General features: G+C 67.3%; 13 protein-coding genes and 1 tRNA gene. 5 read left to right on the top strand and 9 right to left on the bottom strand.

Features of this window, described 5'->3' with window-relative positions:
* Positions 1 to 49: 49 nt before the first annotated feature.
* Positions 50 to 1,069, bottom strand: a complete 1,020-nt coding sequence (locus O0J73_RS16040) for a cyanophycinase (RefSeq protein WP_308309135.1) — start codon at positions 1,067 to 1,069, stop codon at positions 50 to 52.
* A 170-nt stretch (positions 1,070 to 1,239) separates the two neighbouring features.
* On the opposite strand from O0J73_RS16040, the gene O0J73_RS16035 reads away from it, so the two are divergent.
* Positions 1,240 to 3,978, top strand: coding sequence for a TonB-dependent receptor (locus O0J73_RS16035; protein ID WP_308309134.1), 2,739 nt, complete (start codon positions 1,240 to 1,242; stop codon positions 3,976 to 3,978).
* 505 nt (positions 3,979 to 4,483) lie between these two features.
* Here the strand turns inward: O0J73_RS16035 and ychF are convergent.
* The 8 genes from ychF to O0J73_RS15995 all read right to left on the bottom strand — a co-directional run bounded on the left by ychF (position 4,484) and on the right by O0J73_RS15995 (position 11,476).
* A complete protein-coding gene (gene ychF, locus O0J73_RS16030) occupies positions 4,484 to 5,575 on the bottom strand; it encodes a redox-regulated ATPase YchF (RefSeq protein WP_004154474.1) in 1,092 nt (363 codons plus the stop codon).
* A gap of 151 nt (positions 5,576 to 5,726) precedes the next feature.
* Positions 5,727 to 6,305, bottom strand: a complete 579-nt coding sequence (pth, locus tag O0J73_RS16025; RefSeq protein ID WP_004144977.1) for an aminoacyl-tRNA hydrolase — start codon at positions 6,303 to 6,305, stop codon at positions 5,727 to 5,729.
* Positions 6,306 to 6,353: 48 nt separating this feature from the next.
* A complete protein-coding gene (locus tag O0J73_RS16020; protein ID WP_008268775.1) occupies positions 6,354 to 6,971 on the bottom strand; it encodes a 50S ribosomal protein L25/general stress protein Ctc in 618 nt (205 codons plus the stop codon).
* Between the two features lie 109 nt (positions 6,972 to 7,080).
* Positions 7,081 to 8,040: a ribose-phosphate diphosphokinase gene (locus O0J73_RS16015; protein WP_005415400.1), complete on the bottom strand. Its 960-nt coding sequence runs from the start codon at positions 8,038 to 8,040 to the stop codon at positions 7,081 to 7,083.
* A 140-nt stretch (positions 8,041 to 8,180) separates the two neighbouring features.
* Positions 8,181 to 8,257, bottom strand: a tRNA-Gln gene (locus O0J73_RS16010).
* 11 nt (positions 8,258 to 8,268) lie between these two features.
* Complete coding sequence (ispE, locus tag O0J73_RS16005; protein ID WP_197564724.1) at positions 8,269 to 9,138, bottom strand: 4-(cytidine 5'-diphospho)-2-C-methyl-D-erythritol kinase; 870 nt, start codon at positions 9,136 to 9,138, stop codon at positions 8,269 to 8,271.
* The gene (lolB, locus tag O0J73_RS16000) at positions 9,135 to 9,794 is read right to left on the bottom strand and encodes a lipoprotein insertase outer membrane protein LolB (protein WP_197564725.1); all 660 of its coding nucleotides are present in this window, start codon (positions 9,792 to 9,794) and stop codon (positions 9,135 to 9,137) included. Before lolB ends, ispE begins: the two co-directional genes overlap by 4 nt.
* Positions 9,791 to 11,476: a tetratricopeptide repeat protein gene (locus O0J73_RS15995; RefSeq protein ID WP_308309133.1), complete on the bottom strand. Its 1,686-nt coding sequence runs from the start codon at positions 11,474 to 11,476 to the stop codon at positions 9,791 to 9,793. The genes lolB and O0J73_RS15995 overlap by 4 nt, the downstream gene beginning before the upstream one ends.
* 63 nt (positions 11,477 to 11,539) lie before the next feature.
* On the opposite strand from O0J73_RS15995, the gene hemA reads away from it, so the two are divergent.
* Genes hemA through ppk2 form a run of 4 tightly spaced genes read left to right on the top strand, consistent with a single transcriptional unit; the run spans position 11,540 to position 16,424 of the window.
* A complete protein-coding gene (hemA, locus tag O0J73_RS15990; RefSeq protein WP_308309132.1) occupies positions 11,540 to 12,823 on the top strand; it encodes a glutamyl-tRNA reductase in 1,284 nt (427 codons plus the stop codon).
* The gene (prfA, locus tag O0J73_RS15985; protein ID WP_308309131.1) at positions 12,801 to 13,883 is read left to right on the top strand and encodes a peptide chain release factor 1; all 1,083 of its coding nucleotides are present in this window, start codon (positions 12,801 to 12,803) and stop codon (positions 13,881 to 13,883) included. Before hemA ends, prfA begins: the two co-directional genes overlap by 23 nt.
* A gap of 5 nt (positions 13,884 to 13,888) precedes the next feature.
* Positions 13,889 to 15,595 (top strand): tetratricopeptide repeat protein, encoded by a 1,707-nt coding sequence (locus tag O0J73_RS15980; protein ID WP_308309130.1) that lies wholly within the window; start codon positions 13,889 to 13,891, stop codon positions 15,593 to 15,595.
* Positions 15,596 to 15,641: 46 nt separating this feature from the next.
* Positions 15,642 to 16,424: a polyphosphate kinase 2 gene (ppk2, locus tag O0J73_RS15975; protein WP_004154466.1), complete on the top strand. Its 783-nt coding sequence runs from the start codon at positions 15,642 to 15,644 to the stop codon at positions 16,422 to 16,424.
* Positions 16,425 to 16,691: the final 267 nt, after the last annotated feature.

The following is a 16,691-nucleotide window of genomic DNA, read 5'->3' as shown; positions in this document are numbered from 1 at the left end:
CCGGCAAGCGGCGCATCAGGAAAGGTGAGTTGCCGGCCAGCGGCCGGCGCTACCGAAGCGTGAACTCAATCTCGCCGTCGCTGACGTCGGCCACGGCCTGGTAATCGGCGTCGGCCTGGAAATCGTCCAGGCGCATGCGGCTTCCACTGCCGACCACCGTCACCGGCACGGCATGGAACCGCAGTGGCTCGCCTTCGACCAGGCGGTCGGCATCACGCCCGGGGCTGACCACCCATACCTTGCCCTCGCCGTCGGCGCTGTAGACCTGGGCCTGGCCATCCGGCTCCACGCACAGCGCCGTGTCCTCATCGACGCCGATACCGACGATGTCGGGGTCGCCACTGTCCTGCACGGCACGGGCCACGAACACGATGAGGCGGCCAAGGCGGTCGCGCTTGTCGAAGTGGGTATCGGTGACCACCCGCTGCAGGTAGGGCATCTGCAGGAAGCCGCTGTCCATGGTGACCGCGCTGCCCATCGGATCGGCCAGCGCACCGGCGGAGCTGATGCTGCCTCCGTCCATCGCGCCATAGGCATAACCACCGAGGATGGCCAGACCCGCGCTGGTACCGGCGATCGGCTTGCCGGCGCGTACGTGGGCGTTGAGCGCGCGGTTGAGCGCGGTGCCCTTCCAGAAGCGGATGTAGCGCGACTGGTCACCGCCGGCGATGAAGATGGCATCGGCTGCTGCAACCACCCGCAGCACGGCCGGATCGTCGGCGCCGCGGCGGCTGTCGAAGACCAGGGTCTGCACCGCGGTGGTGCCGCCGATCTCCCGGTACAGGCGGTCCTGCAGTTCGTCGCGGCCGGAGGCACGAAGAATCAGCACGCGGCCGTTGCCGGCCTGCCTGAGCCACCACTGGAATGCCTCCGGCACCCATTCGCCGCCGCCCATCAGCATCATCGCCGGCGCGCGCGGTCCGGGCCTCGGCGCCTCCAGGTCCCCCACTTCGTAGTAGGCAAAGCCGGGGCTCTGCAGATCCTGCGCCGGGGTGGCGAGCGGCCACGCCAGAACCAGGCAGGCCAGCCAGAGGGAAGGCCCTCGCAGGGCGCGGAGGAGGCGTCGCATCTTGATCTCCCTGAACAAAATCGACTTGCAAGCGTTTTCACTCTTTGCCAGATAGGAAGCCAGTAGTCAAGGACATAAAAAAGGCGTTAAATGCGCGCGCCCGTTCCGGAAATCTGAATGGGGGACAGGGCCCCTCCTCTGCGGGCCGGCTTCATTTTCGAGAATTCCTCATGCGTAGAAAGGCGATGGCGTGGTCGATCCAGCTGGCGTTGATGGGCGTGGCTGCTTCCGCGGCGGCCCAGGCACCGGCTTCCTCTTCGGTTCAACAACTGGATGCGGTGCAGGTCACCGGTTCGCGCATTCCGCGCGCCCAGGTGGAAGGTCCCGCCCCGATCACGGTGATCAGCGCCGAGCAGATCCGTTCCAGCGGCTTCACCACCGTGCCGGACGTGCTGCGGTCGATGACCCAGAACGGCGGTGAGACCCAGAGCCAGCAATCGTCCAGCGGCGCCGACTTCTCGCCGGGCGCCCAGCAGGTGGACCTGCGCGGCCTGGGCCCGAACCACACGCTGGTGCTGGTCAATGGTCGTCGCATCGCCGACTTCCCGATGCCGTTCAAGGGCCGCAGCAACTTCACCGACGTCTCCAACATTCCGCTGGGCATGATCGAGCGCATCGAAGTGCTGACCGGCAGCGCCTCGGCCATCTACGGCTCCGACGCGATCGCCGGCGTGGTCAACTTCATCCTGAAGAAGAAGGCCGACGGCACCACGATCGACATGCGCATGGGCACCACCAGCGAGGGCGGTGGCGAGTCGTTCGACATGAGCCTGGCCAGCGGCTTCAGCCGCGGCAACTTCAACGCCGTGTACAGCGTTGAGCTGCAATCGCAGACCCCGCTGTGGGCCTATGAGCGCGACATCCAGGATTCAACCCAGGACGGCCCCACCGAAGGCTCGCGCATTGCGCGCCGCGCCTACCTGCGCACCGACTACAACGACGACTACCTGGACCCGGGCGCCGCGACCTGCGAGGCGTTGGCCGGGCAGAACCAGGGCAGCACCTACCGCGCCTTCCGCCCGAAGTACGGCTACTACTGTGGCAGCGACGCGTCGATCGGCTACGGCACCATCCTCAGCAAGCGCCGCGGCGCCAACGGCTACGCCTCGCTGAGCTACGACTTCGACAATGGCCAGCAGTGGTTCGCCGACGTGCAGCTGGGTTACCACACTATGTCGCTGATGCGCGACGTCACCAAGTGGGGCCGGATGGATGCCAACGGTGACGAGTCGGGCTACTTCAACAACCAGGTCACCGGCGAAATCGAATTCTGGCAGCGCCAGTTCTCGCCCGAGGAAATGGGCGGCCTGCGCAATGCGATGGTGCGCAGCACGCAGAAGACCTTCAGCGTGACCACCGGCTTCAAGGGCAACCTGGCCGGCAACTGGGACTACGAGGCGGCGCTGAGCCACTCCCAGTACCAGTCGCGGATCAGCTGGGCGCAGATCATCGCTTCCAAGGCCAATGACCTGTTCCTCGGCCCGCAGCTGGGGGTGGACGATGACGGCTTCCCGATCTACAACGCCGACCCGTCGCGCCTGTACCGGCCGCTGACCCGCGCCGAGTACGATTCGATCGCCGCACGCACCACGTATTCGCCGAAGTCGCGCACCGAGACGGCCGCGTTCACCGTGACCAACTCGGCACTGTTCGGCCTGCCGGGCGGCGATGCCGGCTTTGCCGCGACCGTGGAAGTGGGCCAGCAGGCCTACGCGCTGAATCCCGATCCGCTGGCCACCCAGTACTACTACTACAGCTGGAAGGACTCGGACGGCCAGGGTTCGCGCAACCGCTGGGCGACTGCGGCCGAGCTGCGCATGCCGCTGCACGAGACGGTCAACCTGAGCGTGGCCGGTCGCTACGACCAGTACCGCTATTCGGGCCACACCATCGGCAAGGCCACCTGGAGCGGCGGCCTGGAATGGCGCCCGATCGACACCCTGCTGGTGCGTGGTTCGTACGGCACCGCGTTCCGTGCACCGGACCTGCACTACGTATTCGCCGGCCCGGGCAACGACGAGACCAGCGCCGAAGACCTGTACAGCTGTCGCCTCGAAGGCGCCAGCGACTGTTCAGACTACGAGCGCAACCTGATCCGCAGCCGCACCGGCAACCGCCAGCTGGATCCGGAAACCAGCACCTCGTGGAGTGCCGGCTTCGTCTGGTCGCCGGCGATCGGCCTGGACCTGTCGGTGGACTGGTTCGACATCGACATGCGCAAGCAGGTGCAGGACATGGACGTGCGCACGATCCTGGCCAATGAAGCAAACTGCCGCCTGGGCAGCGCCGACATCAATTCGCCGACCTGCGTGGATGCGCTCGACCGCATCACCCGTACCAGCGATGGCCGCCTGTACGGCGTGCGCGTGGCCCCGATCAACGTTGCCCGCGAGTCCACCTCCGGCATCGACGTGGGCCTGCGCTACCGCCTGCAGACCGGGATCGGCGACTTCATCCTCAACGGCACCCACACCTGGGTGAAGAAGCACGATTTCCAGCGCTACCCGGGCGACCCGACCCTGGACCAGTTCGCGGTCAACAGCGGCTTCGACATCCCGCGCACCAAGACCAGCCTGAGCGTGACCTGGGAGAAGGACGCCTGGTCGGCCACGGTCTACGGATCGCGCCTGGGCAAGCTGCCGACCTCGGACAACTACGACCAGGTGTTCAAGTGGGACAGCGGTGACAGCCCGTACGTGAAGGCGACCTACCGCTACAACGCGTCGCTGCAGTACCGCTTCGACGACCATTCGCGCCTGTCGCTGTCGGTGGTCAACGTGTTCAACAAGATGCCGCCGAAGGACGCCACGTACACCGCGTACCCGTACTACGACGTCTCCTGGTTCGACAGCGTCGGCCGCACGATCAATCTGCAGTACACCCACAAGTTCGGCGGCAGCGCGCTGTAAGGCACGCGGCATTGCAGGACGTGGACGACAAGGCCCGCCATTGGCGGGCCTTGTTTCTTATGCACACCGCGCGTGGAAAGCGATGGGAACTTGGTGTGGACAAGTGCTCGGGAGCATTGCACCGCAGGCGTTTCCACGCATGGCGTTTTTTTGTCCACCTCTTCGATTGTTTTCCACACTGGACGTGGAAAGCGGTAGGAACTTGATGTGGACAAGTGGGTGCGAGCCTTGCACCACAGGCATTCCGAGACGTGGTGAATTATTGTCCACGCCCCGCGCTCGATACCCGTAGGGGCGAGCATGGGCTCGGTTCTACGGAGACGCGCGGGGTTTTCCACACCGCACGTGGAAAGCGATGGGGGTTGGGTGTGGACAAGTGCGCGCGAGTGTTGCGGCGCAGGCCTTTCAAAGCATGGCCATTTTTTGTCCACACCATCAACCATCTCCGGAAACGCGAACGCCCCGCACAAGGCGGGGCGTCCGGACTCGATCCGATGCCGCTGGATCAGACGTTGAAGCGGAAGTGCAGCACGTCGCCTTCCTGCACGCGGTATTCCTTGCCTTCCAGGCGCAGGCGACCGGCTTCCTTGGCGCCGGCTTCGCCCTTGTACTTGATGAAGTCGTCATACGCGATGGTTTCAGCGCGGATGAAGCCCTTCTCGAAGTCGGTATGGATGACCGCGGCGGCCTGCGGGGCGGTGGCGCCCTTGCGCACGGTCCACGCGCGCACTTCCTTCACGCCGGCAGTGAAGTAGGTCTGCAGGCCGAGCAGGCTGTAGGCCGCGTTGATCACGCGGTTCAGGCCCGGCTCGCTCAGGCCGAGGTCGGCCAGGAAGGTATCGCGGTCTTCGTCGTCGAGCTGGGACAGCTCTTCTTCGATCGCGGCCGACACCGGCACCACCTGCGCGCCTTCGGCGGCAGCGTGGGCGCGCACGGCGTCCAGGTGCGGGTTGTTCTCGAAACCATCTTCCAGCACGTTGGCGATGTACATCACCGGCTTCAGGGTCAGCAGGAACAGGTCACGGACCAGCGCCTTCTCTTCCTCGTCCAGGCCAACCGAACGGCCGGACTTGCCGTCGGACAGCGCGGCCTGCAGCTTGGCCAGCACCGGCTTGCGTGCCGCCGCTTCCTTGTCGCCACCCTTGGCGGCGCGCTCGGCGCGGTTCAGCGCCTTCTCGACGCTGTCCAGGTCGGCCAGGGCCAGCTCGGTATCGATGGTTTCGATGTCCGAGATCGGGTCGACCTTGTTGTTGACGTGGATGACGTCGGCGTTCTCGAAGCAGCGCACCACGTGGGTGATCGCATCGACTTCGCGGATATGGGCCAGGAACTTGTTGCCCAGGCCTTCACCACTGGCGGCACCGGCCACCAGGCCGGCGATGTCGACGAACTCGACCGCGGTGGGGATGACCTTCTGCGGGTTGATGATGCCCGCCAGCTCGTTCAGGCGCGGGTCCGGCACCGGCACGATGCCGACGTTCGGCTCGATGGTGCAGAACGGGAAGTTCGCCGCGGCGATGCCCGCCTTGGTCAGCGCGTTGAACAGGGTCGACTTGCCGACGTTGGGCAGGCCGACGATGCCGCATTTGATACCCATGGGTGACAGCTCTCTGGGGTGAAAGTGATTGGTGAAACAGCGCGCGCGCTGCTTGGCCAATCCATCTCGGTCTGGAACATCCGCCAACCAAGGTTGGCGACTACCCGGGTGAAACGCGCGCCAACCAAGGTTGGCAGCTACCCAAAGCGGGTTATTTCGGAGTGTGCAGCCGCTTCATCGCTTCGCTGAAATCACCCTGCACCGCCAGCGGCAGCACGTCGATCGCATCGTCGATGGCGCGCGAAATCAGTACTTCATCGTCCTTGGAAGGGCGGCCCAGCACCCAACCCACCACGCGGTCCTTGTGGCCGGGGTGGCCGATGCCCACGCGCAGGCGATGGAACTTGCCGTGGCCGAGCAGGCGGATGGTGTCACGCAGGCCGTTCTGGCCACCATGGCCGCCGTCGAACTTCAGCCGCGCCACGCCGGGCGCCAGGTCCAGTTCGTCATGGGCCAGCAGGGTTTCCTCCGGCTCGATCTTCCAGAACCGCTGTGCGGCGGTGACCGACTTGCCACTGAGGTTCATGAAGGTGGCGGGCTTGAGCAGCCACACCGTCTGCCCGGCGATCTCGACCTTGGCGGTCTCACCGAACAGCTTGCTGTCCACATTCCATCGCGCACCGGCCTTTTCAGCCAGGGCCTCAACGAAATGAAACCCGGCATTGTGCCGGGTCCGGGCGTGTTCCGATCCGGGGTTGCCCAGACCGACGATCAGTCGCAGTCCTGCCATGGTTCCTTCCAGAACGGTGCCTGCCCGAAGACAGGCACCGTCACTGCATTACTCGGCAGCCGGAGCTTCAGCGTCGGCAGCATCTTCCTTGCCGTGCTTGGCGGTGACGATCGCGTCGTCGTGGTCCTTGCCCAGCGCCAGGGCCGGGATTTCCACGCCCTTCGGCAGCTTGATGTTGGACAGGTACACCACGTCGCCAGCAGCCAGGTCGGCCAGGTCGACTTCGATCGACTCCGGCAGGTCCTTCGGCAGGCAGCTGATGGTCACTTCCTTCAGTTCGTGGGTGACCACGACGTCGGCAGCCTTGCCGGCCGGCGAGGTGTCTTCGTTGATAAAGTGCAGCGGGACCGAAGCGGTCAGGGCTTCGTTCTCGTTCACGCGCTGGAAGTCCAGGTGCATGATCAGCTGCTTGTACGGGTGGCGCTGCATGTCGCGCAGCAGGACCTTCTGCACCTGGCCGTCCAGGTTCAGGTCCAGGATCGAGGCATAGAACCACTCGTTCTGCTGGGCCAGCCAGATTTCGTTGTGGTCCAGGCTGATGGCGACCGGCTCGGCGTTGCCGCCGTACACGATGGCCGGGATCACACCGGCGTGACGCAGGCGGCGGCTCGCACCCTTACGCTGCAGTTCACGCTTGGTGACCTTGATTTCATGGGTCTTCGACATTTTCGACTACTCAGGTTGTTGCCGCGCCTTGCGGCGTGGCGGTTGAAGATGCTTCCGCGACCAGAAGCATCCGGGGCATGCCCCCACCGTTGCCGGCGGGGGCGAAAACTCAATCGACGTACAGCGAGCTGACCGACTCGCCGAAGGCGATGCGGCGCATCGTTTCGGCCAGCATTTCCGCCACGCTCAGCTGGCGGATCTTGCTGCACACCCGCGCGGCGTCCTTCAGCGGGATGGTGTCGGTCACCACCAGCTCGTCGAGCTGGGAATTGGTGATGTTGTCCACCGCCGGGCCGGACAGCACCGCGTGGGTGCAGTAGGCGGCGACCTTGAGCGCACCGCGCGCCTTGAGGGCAGCGGCAGCGGCGCACAGGGTGCCGGCGGTATCGACGATGTCATCGACCATCACGCAGGTCTTGCCTTCGACGTCACCGATGATGTTCATCACGGTGGAGACGTTGGCGCGCGGACGGCGCTTGTCGATGATCGCCAGGTCGGCGTCATCCAGGCGCTTGGCCACCGCACGGGCACGGACCACGCCACCTACGTCCGGCGAGACGACGATCAGGTTCTCGGTGCCGTAGGCGCGCCAGATGTCGGCCAGCAGCAGCGGGGACGCATACACGTTGTCCACCGGAATATCGAAGAAGCCCTGGATCTGGTCGGCGTGCAGGTCGACGGTCAGCACGCGATCAGCGCCAGCGGTGCTGAACATCTTGGCCGCCAGCTTGGCGGTGATCGGCACGCGCGAGGAACGCATGCGGCGATCCTGGCGCGAGTAGCCGAAGTACGGCACCACGGCGGTCACGCTGGCCACCGATGCGCGCTTGAGCGCGTCGATCAGCACCAGCAGTTCCATCAGGTTTTCCGCGCTCGGCGCACAGGTCGGCTGGATCACGAACACGTCCTGCTTGCGGACGTTCTCTTCGATCTCCACCTGCACTTCACCATCGGAGAAGTGCGAGACCAGCGCCTTGCCCGGGCGAACCCCCAGTTCCTTGCAGATGTTCTGCGCCAGACGTTTGTTGGCGTTGCCGGAAAAGACCAGCAGGTTCGGGGACTCTTGCATCATGATTGTCTCGGGCGGGGACGAGTGGCGGGGATCCGGAGTCGGCAAGGACCCTCATGGACCCTTGCTGCTGACAACACCGCGGTTGTTTCCACGTCCCGCGCAGGCGATGCGCTGGAAGGCGCGGACACAGCCGCTATTGGCAGGGGCGGTAGGATTCGAACCTACGAATGCCAGGATCAAAACCTGGTGCCTTGGGCCTCTTGGCGACGCCCCTGCATTGATAAATCAGTGTTGCTCGAGTGCATCCAGCAGTGGCGAACGCGCAACGCCCGCTGCCACCCTTGCCCGCAACTCCTTCGGCAACTTCGACCGTCCCTGCTCTGCGGCAGCCTGCGATGCGAACTCGACGAAACAACCACTTCCCGAACCGGTCAGCCGCGCGGAGCCGATGCCGCTCAACGCTGCGAGCGCGGCCTCGACGGCAGGCTCACGGCGGCGCAGCACCGGTTCGAACGCGTTCCCGACCAGGGTCCCGGAAGCGAAGTCCTCTATTTTCGCCACTGGGCTGTCGCGCGTCAAATCCGGGTCTGCAAAAAGGGCCGGCGTGGGAACATGAACGCCCGGCTCGACCACCACATACCAGGCCGGCGCCAGCGTGATCGGCTGCAGCCGCTCGCCTACCCCCTCGGCCCAGGCGTTGCGGCCACGCACGAATACCGGCACGTCGGCCCCCAGGCGCAGGCCGAGCGCAGCCAGCGCGTCTTCGTCCAGGCCGACCTGCCAGAGCCGGTTCAACACGACCAGCACCGTGGCCGCATCCGACGAGCCACCGCCGAAACCGCCACCGGCGGAAACATGCTTTTCAACGATGATGTCCGCACCTTGAGCGACATTCGCCACATCCTGGAGCAACCTGGCGGCACGCACCGCCAGGTCATCGGCCTCGGCCACGCCCGCCAGGCCGTCGCCCTGCCGGCGCACCTGGCCGTCTTCACGCAGGCGCAGGCCGATGCGATCACCCCAGTCCAGCAGGCGGAACACGGTCTGCAGCTCGTGGTAGCCATCGGTCCGGCGGCCGGTGATGTGCAGGAACAGGTTCAGCTTGGCCGGGGCCGGCCACCAGGACCAGCCCGCGTCGTCGGCTTCGCCATTCATGGTGCGCCCTGCCCCCACTGGTCCACCAGCAGGCGCACCTTGGCGTCGCCATTGCTGGCCTCGATCCGGCGCGGCAGCGCCGGCCGCGCGGCCTCGGCCGGGTACCAGTCCAGGTACTGCACCTGCCAGCCCATCTGCTGCATGCGGCGCGGGCGGCCTTCAGCGTCACGCTCGACCTTCTCCGGACCGGCGGCATCGCCGGCCACCAGGCCACGGATCCAGTCCGGCAACTGGTTGACCGGGATGTCCCAGCCGGTTGCTTCCAGCAGCAGCTGCTGGGCGTCCTCGCCATCACGCGGCCCCCCGGCCAGTCCTTCCAGGCGGCCAGCCTCGGAATGGGTATCGCCGGTCAGCTTCCAGCTCTGCCGGGTCACCGGTGCGCTCAGCTCGACCACGTAGCGGCGCCCGTCCTGCTTCCAGTCGATGCGACCACTGCCACCGTCCTTGCCCTTGCTGACCGCGACCCGGCCCTGGAAGGCCCAGTCCGGCTGTGCCTGCAGCGCCGCCACGCGCGCGGCCTCGGCCTGCGCCGCTTCGGCTGACACCGTCTCGACCACGGCCGGGGCCGGCGTCTTCTGCGCGCCCACCGTCGTGCACGCGCTGACCGCCAGGCTCACGGCCGCCAACAGCAGCGGCCGGATAAGGGAAACACTCATGGATTGAATTTCTCGCGGGCGCGCAGCAGCGCGCGGTTCTCGGGATCGAGCTTGGCCGCTTCCTCGAAGAAGTGGCGGGCCTCGTCATGCTTGCCCAGCACCCACAGCACTTCGCCGACATGGGCGGCGATCTCCGGGTCCTTGGCCAGGGTCCAGGCACGGCGCAGCTGCACCAGGGCCTCTTCCTTGCGGCCCAAGCGGTACAGCACCCAGCCGTAGCTGTCGACGATGGCCGCGTTGTCCGGCTCGGCCACGCGGGCGCGGTCGATCAGCTCCAGCGCCTCCTGCAGACGGCCGGTACGGTCGGCCAGGGTGTAGCCCAGCGCGTTCAGTGCCGGCACGTTTTCCGGGTCGGTCACCAGGATCTTGCGCAGGTCGGCCTCGGCACGCGGGATGTCGTCGCGGCGCTCCCAGGTGAGCGCACGGGCGTACAGCAGCCCGTTGTCATCCGGGTAGGCGGCCAGGCCGCGGGCCAGCGCATCCAGCTCGCCGGCGCTGTCGTCGGCGCGCTGGCGCAGCTCGGCCTCCAGCAGATAGGCATCGCGGCGCACATCGTCGTCGACCACGGCGTCGGACTGGATGGCATGCACTTCATCCAGCGCCAGCGGCAGGCGCCCGGCCAACGCCTGCGCATTGGCCGCACGCAGGCGCGCCTCGCTCAGCTCATCGCCACCGGGCACGCTGTGGTACCACTGCACCGCCTCGGGATAGCGCTTCAGGTATTCGGCGATCTTTCCGAGCAGCAGGCGCTGCGCCGGGTCCGGCTTGGCCGCCTGCCGTGACAGTTCGTTGTACAGGTTGGACAGCGCCGCCTTGTCGCCCTGCTTGGCCAGCAGCGAGGCGCGCATGCCCCAGGTCTGCACGTCCTGCGGGCCGAACGCCAGCACCCGCTCGGCCGCGGACGGCTGTCCGAGGCTGTCATAGGCGATGGCCACCGCGTTGCGCAGTTCCGGGTCCTGGCGGGTCTTCGGCTCGACGTCGTGCAGCAGCGACAACGCCTTGTCGGTCTCGCCGGCCTGCTGCAGCTGGCTGGCACGCAGCAGCGCCACGCGCGGCTCCTCGGGGAAGCGCTTGACCACTTCGTCGATCATGCGCCGCGCCAGCTCGGGCTTGTCCATGCGCAGGGCCAGGCGGCCGAACTCCTGCCAGGCCTCGATCTTCGGCGGAATGGCGTTGGCATCGACCAGCTCACCCAGCACCTGCGCCGGCACCGCCGGATCGCGGCCTCCGCCGATCAGCGCGGCCAGCGCGAACTTCCAGCCACGTTCATCAGGGTCGGCCAGCAAGGCCTGCAGCTCGGCGCGGGCAGCCTTCACATCGCCCTGGCGCATGGCCAGCGCACCGGCGGCGCTGCGCATGGTCAACGAGCGCGGCGCGCGCTGCTGCCACAGGGCCAGGCCCTTGGCGGCGCTGGCATCGTCGTTGGCGAGCATGGAAATGCGGGTCGCGCGCTCGGCCAGGCCGGCATCGCCGTCGGTCTGCTGGGCCGCCTGCAGGTACCCGCGTGCGGCCTCGGCCAGCTTGCCGGCCTGCAGCGCGAACTCACCGGCCATCACCGGTTCCAGCGCCAGTTCCTCAGTGGCCGCGGCCGGTACGGGCGCCTTGGGCGGCACCGCTGCCAGGGCCTGGCCGCAGGCCAGGGACAGCAGCAGAACACTGGGGATGCGAATCAATGCGGGCATCGTCGGCATCGGGGCCTTAAAATGTCGTCCAATGGCCAGCAGCTTATCGCAAGCAACTGAACAATGACCCTGTGGGTGCTCGGACTGAATCACCAGACCGCACCGGTAGAGCTGCGCGAGCGCGCGGCCTTCGCCGGTGAGGGGTTGCCGCGCGCGCTCGGTTCGCTGCGCGATACCCCGCAGATCGCCGAGGCGGTACTGCTGTCCACCTGCAACCGCACCGAACTGTACGCCGTGGCCGATTCGGCGCAGGCGCTGGACCAATGGCTGCACGCCCAGGCCGGCGACCTGCAGGGCTATCTGTACCAGCACGCCGATGCCGAGGCCGTGCGCCACCTGTTCCGGGTTGCCACCGGGCTGGATTCGATGGTGCTGGGCGAACCACAGATCCTGGGCCAGGTGAAGGATGCCTGGTCGACCGCGCGTGACCACGGCCTGCTCGGCCAGCGCCTGGACCGCCTGTTCCAGCAGACCTTCTCGGTGGCCAAGCGCGCCCGCACCGATACCCAGGTCGGCGCCAACCCGGTGTCGGTGGCGTCGGCTGCGGTGCGCCTGGCGCAGAACGCGTTTGCACGCCTGGACGATTCCACGGTGCTGCTGGTCGGTGCCGGCGAGACCATCGAACTGGCCGCGCGGCACCTGAGTGAAGGCAAGGTACGGCGGCTGCTGATCGCCAACCGCACCCTCGCCCACGCGCAGGAACTGGCCACTCGCCATGGCGGCGTGGCCCTGCCGCTGACCGAACTGGACCGTCATCTGGGCGAGGCCGATGTGGTGTTCTCGGCCACCGCCGCACGCGAACCGGTGATCCATCGCGAGATGGTGGCCAAGGCCCTGCGCGCGCGCCGGCACAAGCCGATGCTGCTGTTCGACCTGGCCGTGCCGCGCGACATCGAGGCCGAGGTCGGCACGCTCAATGATGCCTTCCTCTATACCGTCGACGACCTCGAACGCGCGGTGGAAGACAACCGCCGTGGCCGCCGCGAGGCGGCCGCAGAGGCCGAAGCCATCATCGACCTGCAGGTGTCGCGCTTCATCGAAACGCAGCAGGCCAGCGCCCACCAGGCACCGCTGCGGCAGCTGCGCGCATTCGGCGAGGCTACCCGCACCGAGCTGCTGGAGCGCGCCCGCCAGCAGCTGGCCAACGGCAAGCCGGCCGACGAAGTACTGGAACTGCTGGCCCACGGCCTGACCAACCGCTTGCTGCATCCACCGACCGCTGCCCTGCGCGCCGCCGCGCTGAGCGGCGATGCCGACCTGACCCGCGCCGCCGAGCGCCTGTTCCCGGCCACGCCGGGTTACCGCCACCCACCCGTGAGACCCGATGACGCCGACCCTGCGCCGTAAGCTGGAAGCGCTGGCCGAGCGCCGCGAAGAACTGGAACGCCTGCTCGCCGAACCCGATGTGGTCGCCGACAACACCCGTTTCCGCGACCTTTCGCGCGAATTCGCCCAACTTGAACCGGTCGCTGCTGCACTTGCCGATGAGGCCCGCGCCAAGGCCGACCTGGCCGCCGCCGAAGGCATGCGCGCCGATCCCGACCTGCGCGAGCTGGCCGACGAGGAGATCGCCGCCGCGCAGACGCGCCTGCAGCAACTGGAACAGGAGCTGGCGCTGCTGCTGGTGCCGCGCGACCCACGTGACGAAGGCAACCTGTTCCTGGAAGTGCGCGCTGGCACCGGCGGCGACGAAGCGGCGATCTTTGCCGGCGACCTGTTCCGCATGTACGCCCGCTACGCCGAGCGCCAGGGCTGGAAGGTCGAGATTGAATCGGACAACCCGGGCGAACACGGCGGCTACAAGGAAGTGGTGGCGCGCGTGGTCGGCCGTGGTGCGTTCTCGCGCCTGAAATTCGAATCGGGCACGCACCGCGTGCAGCGCGTGCCGGCCACCGAATCGCAGGGCCGCATCCACACCTCGGCCGCCACCGTGGCGATCATTCCCGAGGCCGACGAAGTCGATGACATCATCATCAATCCGGCCGACCTGAAGGTGGACACCTTCCGCTCCTCCGGTGCCGGTGGCCAGCACGTCAACAAGACCGAATCGGCCATCCGCATCACCCACGTGCCGACCGGCGTGGTGGTGGAGTGCCAGACCGAACGCAGCCAGCACGCCAACCGCGACAAGGCGATGAAGCGCCTGAAGGCGCAGCTGCTCGACGCCGAACGCCAGCGCCAGGACGCAGCACAGGCTGAATCACGGCGCCTGCAGGTCGGCAGTGGCGACCGCAGCCAGCGCATCCGTACCTACAACTTCCCGCAGGGGCGGATCACCGACCACCGCGTGGAAGGCCTGACCCTGTACGACCTGCCCAACATCCTGGCCGGCGACCTCGACCCGCTGCTGCAGCGGCTCAGCCACGAGCACCAGGTCGACGCCCTGGCCCAGCTGTCGGCGGGCTGAGTCGCATGTCCGCCTGGCAGCAGCGGCAGCACCTGCAGCAGGCGATCGCGCGCCAGCCCAACGATTTCGTCGCCTGGGTGATGCTGGCCGACCTGGAACTGGAAGCCGGCGACATCGCCGCCGGCGAACAGGCTGCACGACGCGCGCTGCAGCTGCGCCCGAACCATCCCGAAGCGCTGGCGCGCCTGGGCCGCGTGGCATGGATGGCCGGCGCGCATGCCGACGCCGCGACGCTGCTTGGCCAGGCGGCCGCTCTGGCACCGCAGCACCCGGGCATCGCGCTGTGGCTGGGCCACGCGCTGGAAGATGCCGATGATGCCGAGGGCGCGGCGGCGGCGTATCGACGCGCGCACGCACTGATGCCGTCCGAGCCGTACATCGCCGCACAACGCCTGGCCTGGCAGCGTCGCCTGTGCGACTGGCAGGACGTGGACGCGCTGGCCGCGCAGGTGCGCAGTGCACTTGCCTCCGGACAAGGTGTGGTCGAACCGTTCGCCTTCCTCAGCGAAGACGCCTCCGCCGCCGAGCAGCTGGCCTGCGCGCGCGCCCGTGCATCTGCCGTAGCCGCTTCGGTGCGACCGTTGCCACCGGTAACGGTACGCACCCAGGGCCCGTTGCGGGTCGGTTTCCTCTCCAACGGATTCGGCGCCCATCCCACCGGGCTGCTGACCGTGGCCCTGCTCGAGCAGCTGCGCGACGACCCTGCGCTGCAGCTGCATCTGTTCGCGCTGAACCGCGACGATGGCAGCCGCATCCGCCAACGACTGCAGGCGGCGACGCAGCTGCACGACGTGGCTGGCCTGCGTCATGCCGACACGGCCACCCGCATCCGCGGGCAAGGCATCGACCTGTTGTTCGACCTGCGCGGCTGGGGTGGCGGCGGCACGCCGGAAGTGCTGGCCATGCGCCCTGCCCCGCTGCAGCTGAACTGGCTGGCCTACCCGGGCACGTCCGGAGCGCCGTGGATGGATGCAGTGATCGGTGATGACTTCACCCTTCCGCCATCACTGCAACCGCATTACAGCGAACGCGTGCTGCGCCTGCCGCGCGCCTTCCAGCCTTCGGACAACACCCGTGTGCTGGAACCCATACCGACGCGTGCCGAGTGCGGCCTGCCCGAACGCGGCGTGGTGTTCTGCTGCTTCAACAACAGCTACAAGCTCAACCCGCACAGCGTGGGCCGCGCCTTCGCCGTACTGCAGGCGGTGCCTGGCAGCGTGCTGTGGCTGCTGTCCGGCCCGGGCCAGGCCGATGCACGGCTGCGCGCGGCTGCGCAGAACGCGGGTCTGGACCCGGCACGCCTGGTGTTCATGACCAAGCTGCCGCATCCGCAGTACCTGGCCCGCTATCAGCTGGCCGATCTGTTCCTCGACACGCATCCGTACAACGCGCACACCACTGCGTCCGACGCGCTGTGGGCCGGCTGCCCGGTGCTGACCTGCCCCGGCGACACCTTCGCCGCGCGGGTGGCCGGCAGCCTCAACCACCATCTCGGCCTGGCGCAGATGAACGTCGCCGATGATGCAGCGTTCATCGCCACCGCCAGTGCGTTGGGCAACGACCCGACGGCACTGGCCGCGCTGCGTGCCGAGCTGGCGCAGGCACGCGACCACAGCGGCCTCTTCGACATGGCCGGCTTCGCCCGCGACCTGTCAGCGCTGCTGCAGCAGTTTGCCGGTCAGCACGGCTGGCGCGGCGTCGACAGAACCTGAGCGCCCGCTGCGCTACGCTCGGGCTTCCTTCCCGCGTGGTGTGACGATGGCAAAGCTCAAGCGCAAGGAGTACGACGAACTGCTGCTGCCGCTGCAGCTGGAACTGACCGCGATGGCGCGCTGGGTGCAGCACAGCGGCCAGCGCCTGCTGGTGCTGTTCGAAGGCAGGGATACGGCCGGCAAGGGTGGCGCGATCCAGGCCATCAGCCAGCATCTCAACCCTCGCCAGTGCCGGGTGGTGGCCTTGCCCAAGCCCACCGACCGTGAAGCCACGCAGTGGTACTTCCAACGTTATGCATCGCACCTTCCCGCCGCCGGCGAGATCGTGCTGATGGACCGCAGCTGGTACAACCGCGCCGGCGTCGAGCGGGTGATGGGGTACTGCACCGAGACCGAGTACCAGCAGTTCCTGCGCCAGGCGCCGGTGTTCGAGCAGCTGCTGGTGGACGACGGCATCCTGTTGTTCAAGTACTGGCTGTGCGTGGACCAGGAGCAGCAGGAAAAGCGCTTTGCCGAGCGCCACATCGATCCACTGAAGGGCTGGAAGCTGTCGCCGGTCGACCTGAAGTCACGCAGCAAGTACAGCGCTTACACCGAAGCGCGCGAGGCGATGCTGCGGGCCACCCATCGCGAAGGCGCGCCGTGGACGCTGGTGGATTTCAACGACCAGCGGCTGGGCCGGCTGACCCTGGTGCGCAACCTGCTGGACCGGTTGCCGGACACGCGGGTGGATGCGCCGTTGCCGGAGCTGCCGAAGCTGAAGGGCAAGCTGCATCGCGAGCACTACGATGTGCTGAAGCCGATTGAGGATTTCCCGGTCGAGGAATAGGGTTTGTTCGGCAGGGCTGCGCCCTGCACCCGCTACGAACCAGAGCAACAGCAACAGCAGAAGCGGGCTTCCTGTGGGATGGTGGGGCGGTGCCGGAGTGCGGGGACGCCGCAAGTACGTCCATGTAGGCTTGGCAGCCGCATCCATGCGGCTGACACCCCGCACTACGACACCGCCCCACCCCTGACAGATTTCTGCGGCTGTTGGTGGGTGTCGACCTTGGTCGACACATCTGTCAGATATCGAATGAAATTCAGGGGTGCGATA

The sequence above is a fragment of the Stenotrophomonas sp. Sm6012 genome (assembly GCF_030985895.1).
Classification (GTDB): Bacteria; Pseudomonadota; Gammaproteobacteria; order Xanthomonadales; family Xanthomonadaceae; genus Stenotrophomonas; species Stenotrophomonas forensis.
The sequence above is the reverse complement of the archived record's forward strand: the minus strand, read 5'-3'. Positions and strand labels throughout refer to the sequence as shown.